The 14,901-nt window shown below is 52.7% G+C and carries 12 protein-coding genes and 3 tRNA genes; 13 read left to right on the top strand and 2 right to left on the bottom strand.

The annotated features are described in order from the left end of the window. The 5 genes from cbiM to HP555_RS03750 all read left to right on the top strand — a co-directional run bounded on the left by cbiM (nt 1) and on the right by HP555_RS03750 (nt 4,100). Nucleotides 1-612 carry a cobalt transporter CbiM gene (gene cbiM / locus HP555_RS03770; RefSeq protein WP_199263858.1) on the top strand — a complete coding sequence of 204 codons (612 nt, stop codon included), beginning with the start codon at nt 1-3 and terminating at the stop codon, nt 610-612. Nucleotides 613-617: 5 nt separating this feature from the next. Then, nucleotides 618-1,559 (top strand): cobalt ECF transporter T component CbiQ, encoded by a 942-nt coding sequence (gene cbiQ, locus HP555_RS03765; protein WP_199263857.1) that lies wholly within the window; start codon nt 618-620, stop codon nt 1,557-1,559. 39 nt (nt 1,560-1,598) lie between these two features. Then, the gene (locus HP555_RS03760) at nt 1,599-3,191 is read left to right on the top strand and encodes an ABC transporter ATP-binding protein (RefSeq protein ID WP_199263856.1); all 1,593 of its coding nucleotides are present in this window, start codon (nt 1,599-1,601) and stop codon (nt 3,189-3,191) included. A 229-nt stretch (nt 3,192-3,420) separates the two neighbouring features. Then, a tRNA-Arg gene (locus HP555_RS03755) sits at nt 3,421-3,497 on the top strand. Nucleotides 3,498-3,797: 300 nt separating this feature from the next. Then, nucleotides 3,798-4,100, top strand: coding sequence for a hypothetical protein (locus tag HP555_RS03750; protein WP_199263855.1), 303 nt, complete (start codon nt 3,798-3,800; stop codon nt 4,098-4,100). Between the two features lie 378 nt (nt 4,101-4,478). On the opposite strand, the gene HP555_RS03745 is transcribed toward HP555_RS03750, so the two are convergent. Next, nucleotides 4,479-4,556, bottom strand: a tRNA-Glu gene (locus tag HP555_RS03745). 18 nt (nt 4,557-4,574) lie between these two features. Beyond that, nucleotides 4,575-4,650 (bottom strand) — tRNA-Lys (locus HP555_RS03740). 239 nt (nt 4,651-4,889) lie between these two features. Between HP555_RS03740 and HP555_RS03735 the strand changes: the two genes are divergently transcribed. The 8 genes from HP555_RS03735 (at nt 4,890) to HP555_RS03700 (ending at nt 14,898) form a co-directional block, all read left to right on the top strand. Further along, on the top strand, nt 4,890-5,495 hold the full coding sequence (locus HP555_RS03735) for a recombination-associated protein RdgC (RefSeq protein ID WP_199263854.1): 606 nt from the start codon (nt 4,890-4,892) through the stop codon (nt 5,493-5,495). Between the two features lie 44 nt (nt 5,496-5,539). Continuing rightward, complete coding sequence (locus HP555_RS03730) at nt 5,540-7,786, top strand: tetratricopeptide repeat protein (RefSeq protein ID WP_199263853.1); 2,247 nt, start codon at nt 5,540-5,542, stop codon at nt 7,784-7,786. An 81-nt stretch (nt 7,787-7,867) separates the two neighbouring features. Further along, complete coding sequence (locus tag HP555_RS03725; RefSeq protein WP_199263852.1) at nt 7,868-8,413, top strand: hypothetical protein; 546 nt, start codon at nt 7,868-7,870, stop codon at nt 8,411-8,413. A gap of 17 nt (nt 8,414-8,430) precedes the next feature. After that, on the top strand, nt 8,431-9,855 hold the full coding sequence (gene gatB / locus HP555_RS03720) for an Asp-tRNA(Asn)/Glu-tRNA(Gln) amidotransferase subunit GatB (RefSeq protein WP_199263851.1): 1,425 nt from the start codon (nt 8,431-8,433) through the stop codon (nt 9,853-9,855). Between the two features lie 298 nt (nt 9,856-10,153). Further along, nucleotides 10,154-10,891: a RadC family protein gene (gene radC, locus HP555_RS03715; RefSeq protein ID WP_199263850.1), complete on the top strand. Its 738-nt coding sequence runs from the start codon at nt 10,154-10,156 to the stop codon at nt 10,889-10,891. Then, nucleotides 10,891-12,042, top strand: coding sequence for a radical SAM family heme chaperone HemW (gene hemW / locus HP555_RS03710; RefSeq protein WP_199263849.1), 1,152 nt, complete (start codon nt 10,891-10,893; stop codon nt 12,040-12,042). The genes radC and hemW overlap by 1 nt, the downstream gene beginning before the upstream one ends. A gap of 85 nt (nt 12,043-12,127) precedes the next feature. Next, a complete protein-coding gene (locus HP555_RS03705) occupies nt 12,128-12,970 on the top strand; it encodes an MBL fold metallo-hydrolase (protein ID WP_199263848.1) in 843 nt (280 codons plus the stop codon). A gap of 311 nt (nt 12,971-13,281) precedes the next feature. Beyond that, nucleotides 13,282-14,898 carry a fumarate hydratase gene (locus HP555_RS03700; protein ID WP_199263847.1) on the top strand — a complete coding sequence of 539 codons (1,617 nt, stop codon included), beginning with the start codon at nt 13,282-13,284 and terminating at the stop codon, nt 14,896-14,898. Nucleotides 14,899-14,901: the final 3 nt, after the last annotated feature.

Raw genomic sequence — 14,901 nt, 5'->3', positions numbered from 1 at the left:
ATGCACATTGCTGATGGGGTGTTGCCCTTTTCCATTGCTACGGCAGGGTATGCGTTGACTGTTGGCGGTGTCGGCATCAGTCTCCGCATGCTGCATAATGATGACCTGCCAAAGATTGCAGTGGCAACGGCCTCTTTTTTTGTGGCTTCCCTTGTTCACCTGCCCCTTGGCCCAACCAGTGTCCACCTTCTTTTACCAGGCATTGTCGGCGCCCTGCTTGGTTCGGCCGCCTTTCTTTCGATAACTATCGGTCTATTTTTACAGTCACTGCTTTTTCAGTTCGGCGGCTTGACAGCATTGGGTGCCAATGCCCTGATGATGGGGACACCGGCCCTGATTTGCGGGTGGCTTTTTCGACGTATCCGGGGCCAAACCCGCACTTCAAATGCCATTGCCGGAGCCATGGTCAGCGGCCTTGGTACCGTTCTGGCGGCATGTATCCTTGCCGTTTTGCTGATGACTGCCGGTGAGGATTTTTGGGGTGTTGCCAAGGTCGCGGTGCTGGCGCATATACCGGTTGTTGCGGTGGAAACTTTAGTTGGTGGAGGGATTGTCAGTTTTCTCTACCAGGTGAAACCCGAGTTGTTGATTTCGAGAACAGTACCCGGTTGATCATTATGCCGAACCAGATTTCAAAGGTTATCGTCCTGGACACTTTTGAAAGCTTTGGTCTTGTCCTCGCAACACTTACAGTGGTGCTGGTTGCCGTTGTTTTTTTCAGCCGACGTAAAAGACAACGGGTCAGTGACAACCGCGAGCCGGACTGGTCGATTCCCGTTCTTGATGAACAGTCTGATGGATCATCTCTTTTTCACTCCTGGCATCCCACCGTCAAGGTGAGCACACTCTGTCTCTGCTGTTTTCTGATCGTCTCTCTCAGCACCTTAACCTGGTGTCTGGCAGCTGTCGGGGTCTGTACTCTTGCCGTCCTGTTGGCTCGTACACCGTGGGAACGCCTGTTGCGACGCCTGACCGCAATAAGCGGGTTTCTCGCCATGCTCATTGTTCTTTTACCCTTTACCAGCGCCACCCGGCCGGGAGATACGGTTCTACTTGTTTTTGGTATGGAAGGCTGGCCGCTTCATCAACGTGGCCTCGTTCTCGCATTAACCATTGTCTGCAAGGCGGTCAGTGTTGTCCTGCTGATGGAACCGATGCTGGGCACAGCCCCTTTTTTTCGTACTCTGCGGGGATTTACCGGGCTCGGTCTTCCTCAGAAGCTCCTGTCCATGACAGCCCTGTGTCATCGTTATCTGTTTGTTTTTCAAGAGGAGATCTTGTATATGCAGCGGGCGATGCGGGTACGGGGGTTTACGCCCAGGACGAATCTTGGCACCATGCGTATTATGGGCAACTGTTTTGGTATGCTGTTTATCCGCTCCTTTGAACGGACAGAACGAATTTACGAGGCAATGTTGAGTCGCGGGTATCAGGGCAGTTTTCCCATTGGTCCTGAACCATCCAAAACGGTTTGTGATTTTATAAAAGCAGCCGCATGCGCCATAATCGGTCTCCTGTTGTTGGTGCTTGATAAAATGATGCCGATACTTTTGCCATAGCTTTTTGCGCCTCCCTTTTCCCTGCTGATACAAATTCTTGTGCCTTTGCTGATAAATAACCTGCCATCTGCCGAAAGACAGCCACCTCTGTTCTCCATCCGCCAGTTGTCTTTTACCTATCCAGACGGTACGCCCGGCCTGCAGGGGGTTACACTGGACATTCATGCCGGTGACCGGATCGCGCTGATGGGCCCCAACGGTTCTGGGAAATCGACACTGATTCGGCACCTGAATGGACTCAATACGGTGCAGGAAGGCTCGTGCTTGTTTGAGGGCAGCAATATCGAACCCGACCGGAACTCGACCCTGCGGCAACGGATCGGTCTGTTGTTTCAGGACCCAGACGACCAGCTTTTTTGTCCGACCCTGTATGAGGATGTCGCCTTTGGTCCTCGCAATCAGGGCAAGAATGCAACCCAGGTTGATCACCTGGTCCGAAATGCCCTGGCTGGCGTCAACCTTGACCACCTACTCTACAAGTCGTCTCACAGTTTGAGCTACGGTCAGAAAAAACGGGCTGCCTTGGCTGCCATTCTTGCCATGGAGCCTGAAGTGCTGCTCCTTGATGAACCGACAGCTAATCTGGACCCCGGTCAGGAACGACGGATCAAGGAACTGCTGGCAGGATACACCGGCACCCTCATCATCATTGAGCATGATCTGCTTTTCCTCCAGGGGATCTGTAACCGGGCGGTCGTCCTGGTTGAAGGCCGGGTGCAATATGATCAGCATTTTGATGACCTGCTGGGAAATCCCCGGCTTCTGGTTGCGTGTGGCCTCGATTTTACCTTTCGTTTTACCGACTTGGATTGTGCTGCGGCGAGTGCGGGACATCAGCATTGTCAGGTCACCCCTGAACAGGATACCAACGGCTATCATCGGCAGTCAGATCATGGCAGGCAACCCCTGATCGAGCTGCAACGGTACAGTTATCGTTACGCTGACGGAACAGTTGGTCTTCGCGATATAAACTTCGGTCTCTTCACAGGAGAGACCGTGGCCCTGCTGGGTGAAAACGGGGCGGGCAAATCTACTTTGGCGCTCTGTTTGCTTGGTTTGCATCTGGGTGAGGGCTCTCTGCTGCTGGACGGAGAACAGGTGTCCCCAAACGAACGATCACGACTTTGGCAAAGGGTGGGCATGGTGTTTCAGCACTGTGCTGAACAACTGTTCTGTCCCTCCTGTTGGGAAGAGGTTGCATTTGGACCGCAACAGCTGGGATTGCCTGCAGATGAGGTGGAGCATCGTACGCAAGAGGCCCTGGCGCTGGTCCAGCTTCATGGTTGCGAAGAGCGGGTGCCTCTCAATATGAGTGAAGGTGAACGTAAGCGATTGGCAATCGCTGCTGCCCTTAGCCTACGTCCGGATCTACTGCTCCTTGATGAACCGGCGGCAGGTCTTGACCCTCGCAGTGAAGCCCTCCTCGTGCAAATCCTTGCAGAACTCCCTGTAACAAAATTGCTCATCACCCATGATCTGAATTTCATCCGCTGGTTGAGCCGGCGCACAGTGGTTCTGCATCAGGGACGGATCATTCGCGACTATGCGACCAGTTCATTTCTGGCCGATGAGCACCTTCAGGAAATTACCGGCCTTGATTACCAGTACAAAAGAAGATGCCGGCAGGCTTAAAATAGGCCGTTCAGCACCATTTTTTGAAGACTGAAAGGGGCATGTGCTGCTCAGGTGACTGAGCGGTGTTGTGTGTTACCTGGAGCGTCTGATCAAGGCAGCAGAAGATGCCTGCCGGCATCTGATACATTGCTTGTTCCGGGCCGATGAAAAAAAATCTTGGTAACGGTGGCAGGGTTGACGAAGACTTTGGTTTTCGGTTATGATGGTACACCAATCAAAACAGTATGCGCCTGTAGCTCAGCTGGATAGAGCATCGGACTTCGAATCCGAGAGTCGGGAGTTCGAATCTCTCCAGGCGCGCCACTGCACATTCAAGAGCTTGGCGTTAATTTGCCAGGTACTTTTTTCTTATTCGCAGCAACAGGGCCTTTGTCAATGAATTCGGCCCTACAATAAGGACGACGGGCCTCATCAGGCCTTTGACAACGTGACTCAGGATGAGAGGTCTCTTACAACCTCTCTCTTCATCAGCCATGGCAGCCTGAGGCCTCCCATGAATCACCACTGCCTCAGAGCTTGTTCCACTTCCGGGCTGTCCAACCTCAAGGGGCCATCGCCCAATGCATCAATAATGAGCATAAAATCAAATCAATGGAGGTTTTTATGGAAGTGAAAGATTATTGCAAAAATGTGGATATGGAACTCACTGTCTGGAAGGCAAAACTTTACGATGTTATCAGCAAAGTGGAGAAGTTGCCCACCAGCAGCAAACAACGAATGCTGGAAGAGGTAAATGGGTTGCATATTGTCATGGCTGAGCTTGAAGATAGAATCGATAAACTGCGGACAGAGTGCCCGGTTTCCTGGAAGCCTGAGAAAGATGAAATCCAGGGAAAGTTCTCTGAACTTACCAGCAAGTACAATAGCGCGGCAGGTGTACTTTTTGACTATGATTTTGGAGGTTGATAACGTTGTCATTCTTTAGACAACCTGTCTTGATGGTACAATGTATCATCTGTCGATCATACAACTTCCAAATCAAAAAACGTTCTAAAGATACGATGTAAGAAAAAAGTATACTGACGGCGATGGACCCTTGAGGTTGGATCCTGCCCGTATTGAGTGGAGATTTCGTTAAGCTGTATAATGTGAAAGGGCGTTCAAAGGATATCCTGGCAACAGATTTGGCATATAAAGTGTTGACTTTTCATGAATCCTTGAACCGTTAATGATTCATTTCTTTATTTTGTACTTGATTTGTAAAGTTTGATCTTCTCTTTTTTAAAGATCGGTAAAAATGCGAACAGGGTGTTGACTTCATAGAGTCAACACCCTGTTTTTATATGGCGTCCCCAACCGGATTTGAACCGGTGTTGCCGACGTGAAAGGCCGGTGTCCTGGACCTGACTAGACGATGGGGACGAAATGAAACGATGCTGCTGGTGGGTCGTGCGCGATTCGAACGCGCGACTCTCTGCTTAAAAGGCAGATACTCTACCGGCTGAGTTAACGACCCATAGATTTAAAAAAAATTCTTTACCTTTTTTTATTTCACGTGTCAATAAAAATTAAAGACAGTAAAGGACATTTTTTGAAGAAAGAGTCGTCCTTTTGAGAGATGCTGGAAGAGATCTAAATGGTTCCTGTTCATTTCTCGCTGGTTTCGCAGCAGGTTTGCGAGTACAATTCTGCAGGTCGAGTCAACAATTCTGCGGACGATTATCTGTCCGTTGAGCTTAACAGGTAGTGATTATTATGGGTTTATTATCGGGTTCAGCATCATTTACACGTTTTACAGTGGTGGGGGAATTACCCGCCTCTTTCTGGGAATTTGCCGCACAGCGAATTGCCGCTCTGAGCTTCAAAGACATTGATGACACCATGGATGAATTCTCCATTGGCTGGGTGTCAGTGGCTGATATGTTTGATGCAGGCTTTGCTTACAGCAGTTACGCTGCCGGCGATAACCTTGTTTTGACCATGCGGATTGACGAACGTAAGGTGGCTCCCTCTGTGTTGAAGAAGTATGTGACTAAGGAAGAGGAGCGGTTGAAAAGAGAAAAACAGATCCCTCGCCTCAGTCGATCTGCTCGTTTGGAGATCAAGGAACGGGTACGAGCGGAGCTGGTTCGCCATTCGCCGCCGGTACCATTGACCTGTGATGTCTGCTGGAACCTTGCCGACAACACCGTCCTTTTCTTTTCCACAAGTAAAAAGGCAATCGCCCTGCTGGAAGATCTTTTCAAGGAGACGTTTCAGGTCTCTCTGGTTTTACAGATTCCCTGGACGACCGGATTGCGCATGGTAAACGAAGATATTCTTGATCAATACGAAGCCATGCGGCCCGCTCTGTTGCTGTAGTTGAACGTGTATCCGATTCCTCTGATTACCCTGATGGAGATAGAATGAACAGTTCTTTGCTTGCCCTGATCGCTGCAGCTGTCTTGATCGTGATTGTTCTGGCACTAAAAAAACGGTCAACCGGTAAGAGATCCGATGGAGCCGTCCAGGAAGTACAGGCAGAGGCGGCTGCCCCTGCTGAAGAGGCCGTAGAAAAAGAGTCGGTGCTCTCTGATGATCCGGAAGAGACGGTTGCTACTGACGAAGAACCGATGGTTTCTGCTGATGAGACGGTCGAGGCTCCGCTGGAGGAGATGCCGGCAACCGAACCAACAACAGGTGACCTGTTACAAGAATCTGAGCCGGTGATCGAGGCAATAGAACTGGAGGTTATTGAAACAGAGGCACCGGTCGATCAGGAGGAAAGAGCTGTTGAACCAGGGGAAGAGCTGCCGGTGGATATCACGGTATCTGCTGCAGAAGAGGAAGAGACAGCAGAACATGCGTCGGATGAGTCGGAAGCGGCAGCTGGTGAAGATGAGGTCGTCACTGCTGCTTTTGTGCAGGAAAGCCGTGAGGAGAGCGGGCAGGAAGAACAGCTGTTTGCAGAAGTTGACCCCGTTTTTTCTGATTCGGCGACGGTAACAGAGGTGGTTGTCGATAGTGACGAAGAAGCAGCTGTTTTTGCCGATGAGACGGTTGATCCGGCGCTGAAGGTTACTGCTGACACAGAGCCTGTACCAGGCGAAGGTGAGGAAGGGGCGTCCCTGATCATAGAGGCGGTCGATGAAAACGAGCCTGAGGTTGCACAGGTAATAGCTAGGGAAGAGGCCACTTCTGAAGTTCAGGATGAGCCTGAACTTCGCGTTCCGGCCGCCACAGAAGAAGAGGAGGCCGAGACAGAGGTGCCGGTTTCTGAGCCGGACGAAGAAGTGCCGGCAGATGCGGCTGCAGCGCAACCGCTTCAAGAGGATGAACAGCAGGAGGCGGCACCGGTACCACCGACTGACAGTACAGTTTCTCTAGAGAGCTCAGATGTTTCCCACCCTGCTGCTGTTGAAGCCGGGCAGGCTCCCACACCGATTCACCTGACCCTCGAGGTGTATTCCGAACGTTTGTACGCTCTGGAAGAGCGTCAGCGCTCGTTATTGACCGACGCTATTGCCCGTCAGGATGAGGCCCTGCGTGATCGGTTGCAACGGGAGCTTGTGGTTATGAATGAGAAAATAGCGTTGCTGGCCGACAGTTATACTGAGGAGATATCCTGTTATCAGCAGGTGCTGCAGATCATGACACAGCTGCAACAGGAAGGAAATGGGTCTGCAGAACTGGATGAGGCTGTTGAGCATCTGTATACAGGTGATCCTGAAAAAGCCGAAGCGGTCTTGTCGGCGCTAAGTAAAAAGATGCAACCGTTTGCAGCCCGGGCAGCCTATGGCTGTGGCCGTTTGGCTGAGTGCCGGGTTGATTTACAGCTGGCGCTCACCATGTACAGAGGCGCGATTGAACAGGATGTGAACAATGCTGATTATCTGCAGGCCGCAGGACGGGTTGCGCGCAGCCTTTATCGGTATAAGGAGGCTTTGCCGTGGCTGGAGAGCTACGTACAGTTGAAAAAGAACAGTAACAGCCGTGATGCGGTGGGATTAGCCTTGGCACAGCGGGAACTGGCCTATACGTATGTGTTGAGCGGCAACTATCAGAAGGCGGGGCCACTGTATAAGGAAGCCATGACCGGCATAGCCAGAAGACTTGGTGAAGATCATCCGGAGATGGCCGTCAGTTGGCAACAGATAGGTGAACTGCAGGAGACTCTGGGGGAATATGACAAGGCGGTTGCTCTCTATAAAAAGGCCATCTCCATCCTGGTGAAAAAACGGGGAACCGAGCACCCGTCTCTGGCCAACCTTCTGACCAGGCTGGCGGCGTTGTGTATGGAACTGGAACAGGAGAAAGAGGCTGTGGCTGTCTATGAACAGCTGGTTCGAATCCAGGAAAAAGCCCTTCGGCCGACTCACCCGCAGCTGGCCATCAGTCTGAATAATCTTGCTGAGGCCTATCGTCTGGAGGGACGTTATGGTGAGGCTGAGGCGTGTTATCAGAAGATATTGGAAATCAATGAAACCGTGCATGGCCCTGAGCATCCCAGTGTGGCCGCTGTTTTACAGGAATTGGCCAAGCTGAACACCACTCAGCGTCGGCCCGAGGAGGCAAAACGTTACCAGGAACGGGCTGCTGCAATTTTTCAAAAGATTGTGGATGCCTCGGAAAAAACTTCTGATAAGGAAGGACTGACCCTGGAGCTGGAGTAAAATATCTGTTTGGTTGTAATACTTGAAGGTGCGCAAGTACGGGCATGGTGATAAAAGGAATGGCGATGTTGGGTGAGCAATATGGATCTGGTTGATCTGATACAGGAGAAACGGTTTTTAGGTCAGGAGTTCCTGGCCTGGCTTTGGTATAAATCGGAAGAACGAGGCGGCAGCATTGATGTCCCCGGACGGGGTGACGTGCTGGTCGTGTTTGAGAAGCATATGCTGCTGGAATATGGGGAAGGTGAGGCCAACGAGAAATTAATTTGCCGGGGGCTGCAAACTGAATTAAAAGAAGCGCGAGCCGCTCTCAGGCTGGCTAAAAAGCCGGAGCAGGCACGTATTCGTCTGGCGTGGGGAGAAAATGAGTTCAGTGTGACTCTGACGGCGGCGATTTTTGAGTTTCGTAATGTCCGTCTTCCTAAAACGGTAGATGCGGCAGATGAAGGTGCTGATCGTGAAAGCATGGAGGGGCGCATTCTTGAGCGGATAGCTCTTTTCGAAGAGTTGACCCGGCTGATCGACGACCTCTTTCGACTGTATATCAATATTCGCGCCTCACAGCTCTGGAATGAAGAACTGATCAGGATTCGTCACTGGATCGGGACAGACAGTCAAATCGATTAACCTTATAAGTGGTTTTTATGGAATTTGAAACCGTGATAGGGCTGGAAGTGCATGCCCAGGTAAAGACCAGAAGCAAAATTTTCTGCAGCTGTTCCACGCAGTTCGGAACACCGCCCAACACTCAAACCTGTCCGGTCTGTCTGGGGATGCCGGGATCCCTGCCCGTACTGAACCGGCAGGTGGTGGAATCGGCCCTCAGGCTGGGATTGGCGACTGATTCGTCCTTTAATCGGGAAAACCGGTTTGCCCGCAAGAATTACTTTTATCCGGATCTGCCCAAGGCGTACCAGATTTCGCAGTTTGAGCTGCCGATCTGCGAACATGGTACGCTGGAAATAGAACTTGAGGGGCAGGCGCCAAAAAGCATCGGTATCACTCGTATCCATATGGAAGAGGATGCCGGCAAACTGGTGCATGATGAACACGAACCGGTCAGCTATGTTGATCTTAACCGGAGCGGTATGCCGCTGTTGGAAATTGTCAGCGAACCGGACCTGCGTTCACCCGAGGAGGCGGCAGCCTATCTCAAAAAGTTGCATGCCATTGTCCGTTATCTCGATATCTGTGACGGGAATATGCAGGAAGGCAGTTTTCGCTGTGATGCCAATATTTCCTTACGACCGATTGGCCGGGAAAAATTCGGTACCCGCTGTGAGCTGAAGAACATGAACTCCTTCCGCAATGTTCAGTTGGCACTGGAGTATGAAGTGCGGCGTCAGCGGGATATCCTGCTTGAAGGCGGGCAGGTGGTGCAGCAGACGCTGCTGTGGGATCCGGATCGCGGCCGGACCGAACCGATGCGCGGTAAGGAGGAGGCCCATGATTACCGTTATTTTCCGGATCCTGATCTGGTGCCGGTGGTGGTGGATGACGGCTGGATTGAACGGGTGCGTGCCGAGTTGCCGGAGTTGCCGGACAAACGGCGGCAGCGTTTCATCGACGATATCGATTTATCTGACTATGATGCCACGATCCTCACCGCCTCCCGCGAGTTGGCCGATTATTTTGAAGCAGCACTCGGGAGCTATGGGAATGCCAAAAAACTGGCCAATTTCATTGGTACCGAACTCCTGCGTGACTTTGGTCCGGAGCGGATTGGTGACTGTCCGGTCAAACCACACCAGCTTGCCGATCTGTTGAGCATGACAGAGCAGGGGACGATTTCCGGCAAAATCGCCAAAACAGTCTTCAGCGCGATGTTGATCAGCGGTGATGATCCGGAGACAATTGTCAAGGCCCAGGGTTTGGTCCAGATGAGCGATGAGGCAGAGCTCGTCAGCCTGGTGCGGGAGATTCTTGCCGCCAACCCGGATCAGGTCCAGCAGTTCCGTGAGGGTAAGGCCAAGGTGATGGGCTTTTTTGTTGGTCAGCTGATGCAGAAGACCAAGGGGCAGGCGAATCCGCAGCTGGCCAACAGGCTGTTCCTGCAGGAGTTGGGTTGAATGCTCTGATGCAGAGCTGCAGTATGGAGCCGGCTGCAAACGCTGTCTCAAGGAACTCAAACTTGAGTTTTTTGGGGTGCACGCGCTATTGAAAGACGATGATGTGAGGGAGGAGTGTGCAAGAGGCGATCTCTTGTTTGTGCTTTGCTGAACACGGGCGGGCGTGCACGGCACAAGATATAGGCACGCCTCTGCCGAGAAACACCTGATTGTCGGGCAGACATCTGATCTTGCTCACTCTTTAATCGCCGCAACGGCAGGATCTGTGAAGAAGTTCAGCTGATCTGGATCAGTACCGATGGAAAAATGTGAGTGGCAGAAAAAAGGACAGGGCCATCGACAACGACTGCGTGACAAGTTCCTTGAACAGGGCATTGAGGCGTTTACCGATAGTGAAATTATCGAACTGCTGCTGACCTTCGGCACACCGCGATCCGATTGCAAGGAGGCAGCCCGCCTGGCCCTGGCACAGTTTAAATCCCTGCCGGCGGTGCTCGACGCCTCCTCCGTTCAACTGCAGCGGATCAAGGGACTGGGGCCGAAGAATATCTTTGCCCTGCAGTTTATCCAGGGTGTGGCTCGTCGTTATCTGCGCCAGCGCGTTGTCGGCAGACAGTATGTTCATTCCTCCCGGGAAGTTGCCGACTATCTGATCCATACCATGCGCGGCCTGCAGCATGAGGTGTTTACCGTGGTCTTTCTTGATGCCGCCCATGCCGTCATTGATTCTGCGGTGGTTGCGGAAGGCACCATCACCATCAACACCATCTATCCCCGTGAACTCGTCAAGGCGGCGCTGGCACATAATGCAGCCGCCCTGGTTGTTGCCCACAACCATCCCTCCGGCAGTCTCACCCCCTCGCGGCAGGATGAAGAGCTGACCCGTACGTTGCACCTTGTCTGCTCCTTTATGCATATTAACCTTCTTGATCACCTCATCATAGGCAGCGGTGATCAGGTGTACAGCTTTGCGGATCAGGGTATTATGGCCAAGATCCGTGACGACTGCCGGCAGATTGTCAGACAGGTGGGCTGATGCTTCTGGAACAGCAGGCCGGCCTCTATGTGCATGTTCCCTTTTGTCACCGAAAGTGCGGCTACTGTAGTTTTTTCTCAACTGTGCCCAGAGCGGGGGACCGCGACCGGTTCTGTTCAGCGCTGCTGACGCAGATGCAGTACCTGGCGGCCCAGCCGGAGGTGCAGTGTCTTGGCTTTGCCACGATCTTTTTCGGTGGTGGTACGCCTTCAGTCTTACCCGCCTCTGTCTTGAGTGATCTTCTGCACAGGTTGCGTCATCTGTTTTCTTGCAGCACCCCTGATCCGGAGATTACTGTAGAGGTTAATCCCGGCACCATTGATGGGACGGCGCTGTCCGCACTGCGGCGGGCTGGGTTTAACCGGCTCTCCATCGGAGTGCAGTCACTGGTGGACCGTGAACTCGCCGCGCTGGGCCGCATGCACAGCAGCCGGGAGGCATTGGCCGCTATTCTTGCCGCCCGTCGGGCCGGTTTTGACAATCTGAGCTTTGATCTGATGTATGGGCTGCCGCAACAGACGGTGAGCAGTTGGCAGGCAACGCTGGATCGCGCCTTGGATCTTCAGCCGCAACATCTCTCCATGTATGAGTTGACAGTGGAAGAGGGAACTCCCCTGGCTGCTCAGGCACAGGCTGATCCCCGGTTGCTCCCGCCCGAGGAGGAGGTGCTGGCAATGATGGCAGCCACGGCAACAGCGGTTGCCGGGTCCTCACTGCAGCGCTATGAAATCTCCAACTATGCTGAGCCCGGCTCTCTATGCCGCCATAATGTCAATTACTGGAACAATGGTTGCTATGTCGGCTTGGGGCCCGCTGCGGTCAGCGCTTTTGGCGGTGTGAGACGAACAGCAGTGGCGGATCTGGACGAGTTCTTCCGTCGTGTTCTTTCCGGCTTGCCGGTGTGGGAGGATGTTGAGAGCCTGGACCGGGAGGCGGCTTTTCGTGAGACCGTGGTCATTGGTCTGCGACTGCTGGCCGGAGTATCCGTCACTGCACTGCAGGACCGTTTTGGTCTTGATCTCCCCACCTATTATGGTTCGCATCTTGATCAGCTTATAGGGCAGGGGTTGTTGACATTGCACCAGGATCGACTCTGTTTGACTCTGAAGGGGTTACCGGTGGCAAATCAGGTGTTATCCGCATTGGTCTGAGGTTGACGGGTGGTCACGGGAATGGTACCCGTTTGAGAATGATCCGGGCTGAACGTTTCCATCCATTGCTATCAAGGAGAAAGATATGGAATGTACGCTGACGGTCTTATGTGAAAATTCCGTTTCTTTGTCCCACGGGCTCATCGGCGAGCATGGCTGGGCGGTCCATGTTGACAACGGAGAGCATCGTCTGTTGTTTGATACCGGGCAGGGATTGGGGCTGGTGAATAACAGTCGGGTCATGGGTGTTGATCTTTCCAGGTTGGAGGCCATTGTCATCAGCCACGGCCATTATGACCATACCAGTGGACTCCCGGAGGCGCTTGTGGCCTGCGGGGGGGCTGATGTCTATATTCATCCGGATGCCTTTGTCGATCGATACTGGTGCAGGGATGGCAAGAATGATGAGTGCCGGGAAATCGGTATTCGCTATAAGCGGAGCTATCTTGAGTCGTTGGGGGCTCGTTTCAAGTCTGTACTCCGGTTTACTGAAATTTTTCCCGGCATCTATCTGACCGGTGAGGTGCCCAGGCTGAACGATTTAGAACTTCCTGATACAACCATGAAGGTGCGGGGGGATGATGGTTCCTGGCAGCAGGATGCACTGAAAGACGATCTGTCGCTGATTGTTGCTACAGAAAAGGGGTTGACCGTGGTGCTCGGCTGTGCCCACGCCGGATTGATGAACATTCTTGATCATGTTACCGCCAATCTGCCCGGCCGACCTCTGCACATGATCATCGGTGGCACGCATCTGGGGTTTGCCGATCAACAGCGGTTTGATGCTACAGTGGCGGCCATCGACCGATTCGGGATCAAACAGCTGGGAGCTTCTCATTGCACGGGTCTGTCCAACTGCGCCCGACTGCAGCAGAAGCTTGGCGACCGTTTCTTTTTTGCTGCTGCCGGGACCCGGTGGAAATGCTGATGTCCAACTGTTGACCGCACCCAGGTGAGGTCTTTTTGTACAGAGGCGTGCAGAGGACACAGGCTTTTTGAAAGCAGTGTACACGGAGCGACTTTTTTGATCGTTCATCTCACGGCAACTCCGCTTATTATCGTTCTTGCCTTTGTTGAAGGGGCAGAGTAAAAATAGAGGTTGATCATTGTGTCGCAGCCTTTACTGAGGGCGTGTGCGGTGCAGTGGTTTGCTGGACAAGAACGTCTGTCTGTCGGTCCGGTCAGCTGCAGTAGCCAGCTGGTCTTCATATGTTTTTCATCCAAGTAAGGAGTACGATTATGGCAGCTTTTGTGTATCAGGATCCCTTTCCTCTCGGTAAAGATGACACCACATATCGCCTGCTGGAAGGTTCCGGCAAATATGTGTCTACAGACATGTTCAACGGCCAGGAGGTTTTGAAAGTTGACCCTGAAGGGTTGAAGGTGCTGGCAAATCAGGCCATGCGTGAGGTGTCGTTTCGCCTGCGTCCGGCTCACAACGAGCAGATCGCCAAAATTTTTGCCGATCCCGAATCCTCACGCAACGATAAGGAAGTGGCCTATGCCATGTTGCGTAATGCTGAAGTTTCCGCTGACTATGTGCTGCCCTTCTGTCAGGATACAGGTACGGCCTGCGTCGTGGCCAAGAAGGGACAGAATGTCTGGACCGGCGGTGATGATGCGGAGATGATTTCTGCCGGTGTGTTCACCACGTACACGGAAGAAAATCTGCGGTATTCCCAAAACGCACCACTGAATATGTACGATGAGGTCAACACCAAAACAAACCTGCCGGCGCAGATCGACATCTACGCCACCCAGGGGAATGAGTACAAATTCCTTTTTATCGCCAAGGGTGGTGGATCAGCTAACAAGACGTTTTTGTACCAGGAAACCAAGGCTCTGCTGAATCCCGACTCCCTGAAGAAATTTTTAGTGGACAAGATGAAGACCCTCGGCACCGCTGCCTGTCCACCCTACCATATCGCCTTTGTTATTGGCGGCACCTCGGCGGAAACCTGTCTTAAAACAGTAAAGTTGGCCTCAGCCAAGTATCTGGACAGCCTGCCCACCAGTGGAAACGAGCTGGGTCGCGCTTTTCGTGATGTGGAACTGGAGCAGGAGCTTTTGGTGGAAGCACAGAAGCTCGGGCTGGGCGCCCAGTTCGGCGGCAAGTACTTTGCCCACGATATCCGGGTCATCCGGCTCAGTCGCCATGGCGCCTCCTGTCCGGTGGGTATGGGGGTTTCCTGTTCGGCCGATCGTAACATCAAGGCCAAAATCAACAAGGAAGGCCTGTGGCTGGAGCAGATGGACGATAATCCCGGTCGTTTGATTCCGGCGGAGTACCGCGATCGTACAGGCGGGCACCAGGTGAAGATTGACCTCAACCAGCCGATTAAAAACGTCCTGGCCGAGTTGACCAAGTATCCGGTGGCCACCGCACTTTCCCTCACCGGTACTATTATTGTCGGACGTGATATTGCCCATGCCAAGTGGAAGGAGTTGCTTGATGCCGGTAAACCACTACCCGATTACCTCAAAAATCATCCGGTCTATTATGCCGGTCCTGCCAAGACCCCTGCCGGTAAACCGTCCGGCTCTTTCGGCCCGACAACCGCCGGTCGTATGGATTCGTACGTTGATCTTTTTCAAAGTCATGGCGGTTCTCTGATCATGATCGCCAAGGGGAACCGTTCACAGCAGGTCACGGATGCCTGTAAGAAGCATGGAGGGTTTTATCTCGGTTCCATTGGCGGCCCGGCCGCCCTTCTGGCTGAAGAAAACATTACCAAGGTCGAGTGCATCGATTATCCCGAGTTGGGTATGGAGGCGGTTTGGAAGATTGAAGTGGTCGACTTCCCGGCCTTCATCCTGGTGGATGACAAGGGCAACGATTTTTTCAAGAACCTGTAAAAA

The organism is Desulfobulbus oligotrophicus (assembly GCF_016446285.1).
Classification (GTDB): Bacteria; Desulfobacterota; Desulfobulbia; order Desulfobulbales; family Desulfobulbaceae; genus Desulfobulbus; species Desulfobulbus oligotrophicus.
The sequence above is the reverse complement of the archived record's forward strand: the minus strand, read 5'-3'. Positions and strand labels throughout refer to the sequence as shown.

What these genes read in the sequence shown, in the direction of transcription:
- cbiM (WP_199263858.1), top strand. Translation starts at nt 1, where the DNA reads ATGCACATTGCTGATGGGGTGTTGCCCTTTTCCATTGCTACGGCAGGG.
- cbiQ (WP_199263857.1), top strand. Translation starts at nt 618, where the DNA reads ATGCCGAACCAGATTTCAAAGGTTATCGTCCTGGACACTTTTGAAAGC.
- HP555_RS03750 (WP_199263855.1), top strand. Translation starts at nt 3,798, where the DNA reads ATGGAAGTGAAAGATTATTGCAAAAATGTGGATATGGAACTCACTGTC.
- HP555_RS03735 (WP_199263854.1), top strand. Translation starts at nt 4,890, where the DNA reads ATGGGTTTATTATCGGGTTCAGCATCATTTACACGTTTTACAGTGGTG.
- HP555_RS03730 (WP_199263853.1), top strand. Translation starts at nt 5,540, where the DNA reads ATGAACAGTTCTTTGCTTGCCCTGATCGCTGCAGCTGTCTTGATCGTG.
- HP555_RS03725 (WP_199263852.1), top strand. Translation starts at nt 7,868, where the DNA reads ATGGATCTGGTTGATCTGATACAGGAGAAACGGTTTTTAGGTCAGGAG.
- gatB (WP_199263851.1), top strand. Translation starts at nt 8,431, where the DNA reads ATGGAATTTGAAACCGTGATAGGGCTGGAAGTGCATGCCCAGGTAAAG.
- radC (WP_199263850.1), top strand. Translation starts at nt 10,154, where the DNA reads ATGGAAAAATGTGAGTGGCAGAAAAAAGGACAGGGCCATCGACAACGA.
- hemW (WP_199263849.1), top strand. Translation starts at nt 10,891, where the DNA reads ATGCTTCTGGAACAGCAGGCCGGCCTCTATGTGCATGTTCCCTTTTGT.
- HP555_RS03705 (WP_199263848.1), top strand. Translation starts at nt 12,128, where the DNA reads ATGGAATGTACGCTGACGGTCTTATGTGAAAATTCCGTTTCTTTGTCC.
- HP555_RS03700 (WP_199263847.1), top strand. Translation starts at nt 13,282, where the DNA reads ATGGCAGCTTTTGTGTATCAGGATCCCTTTCCTCTCGGTAAAGATGAC.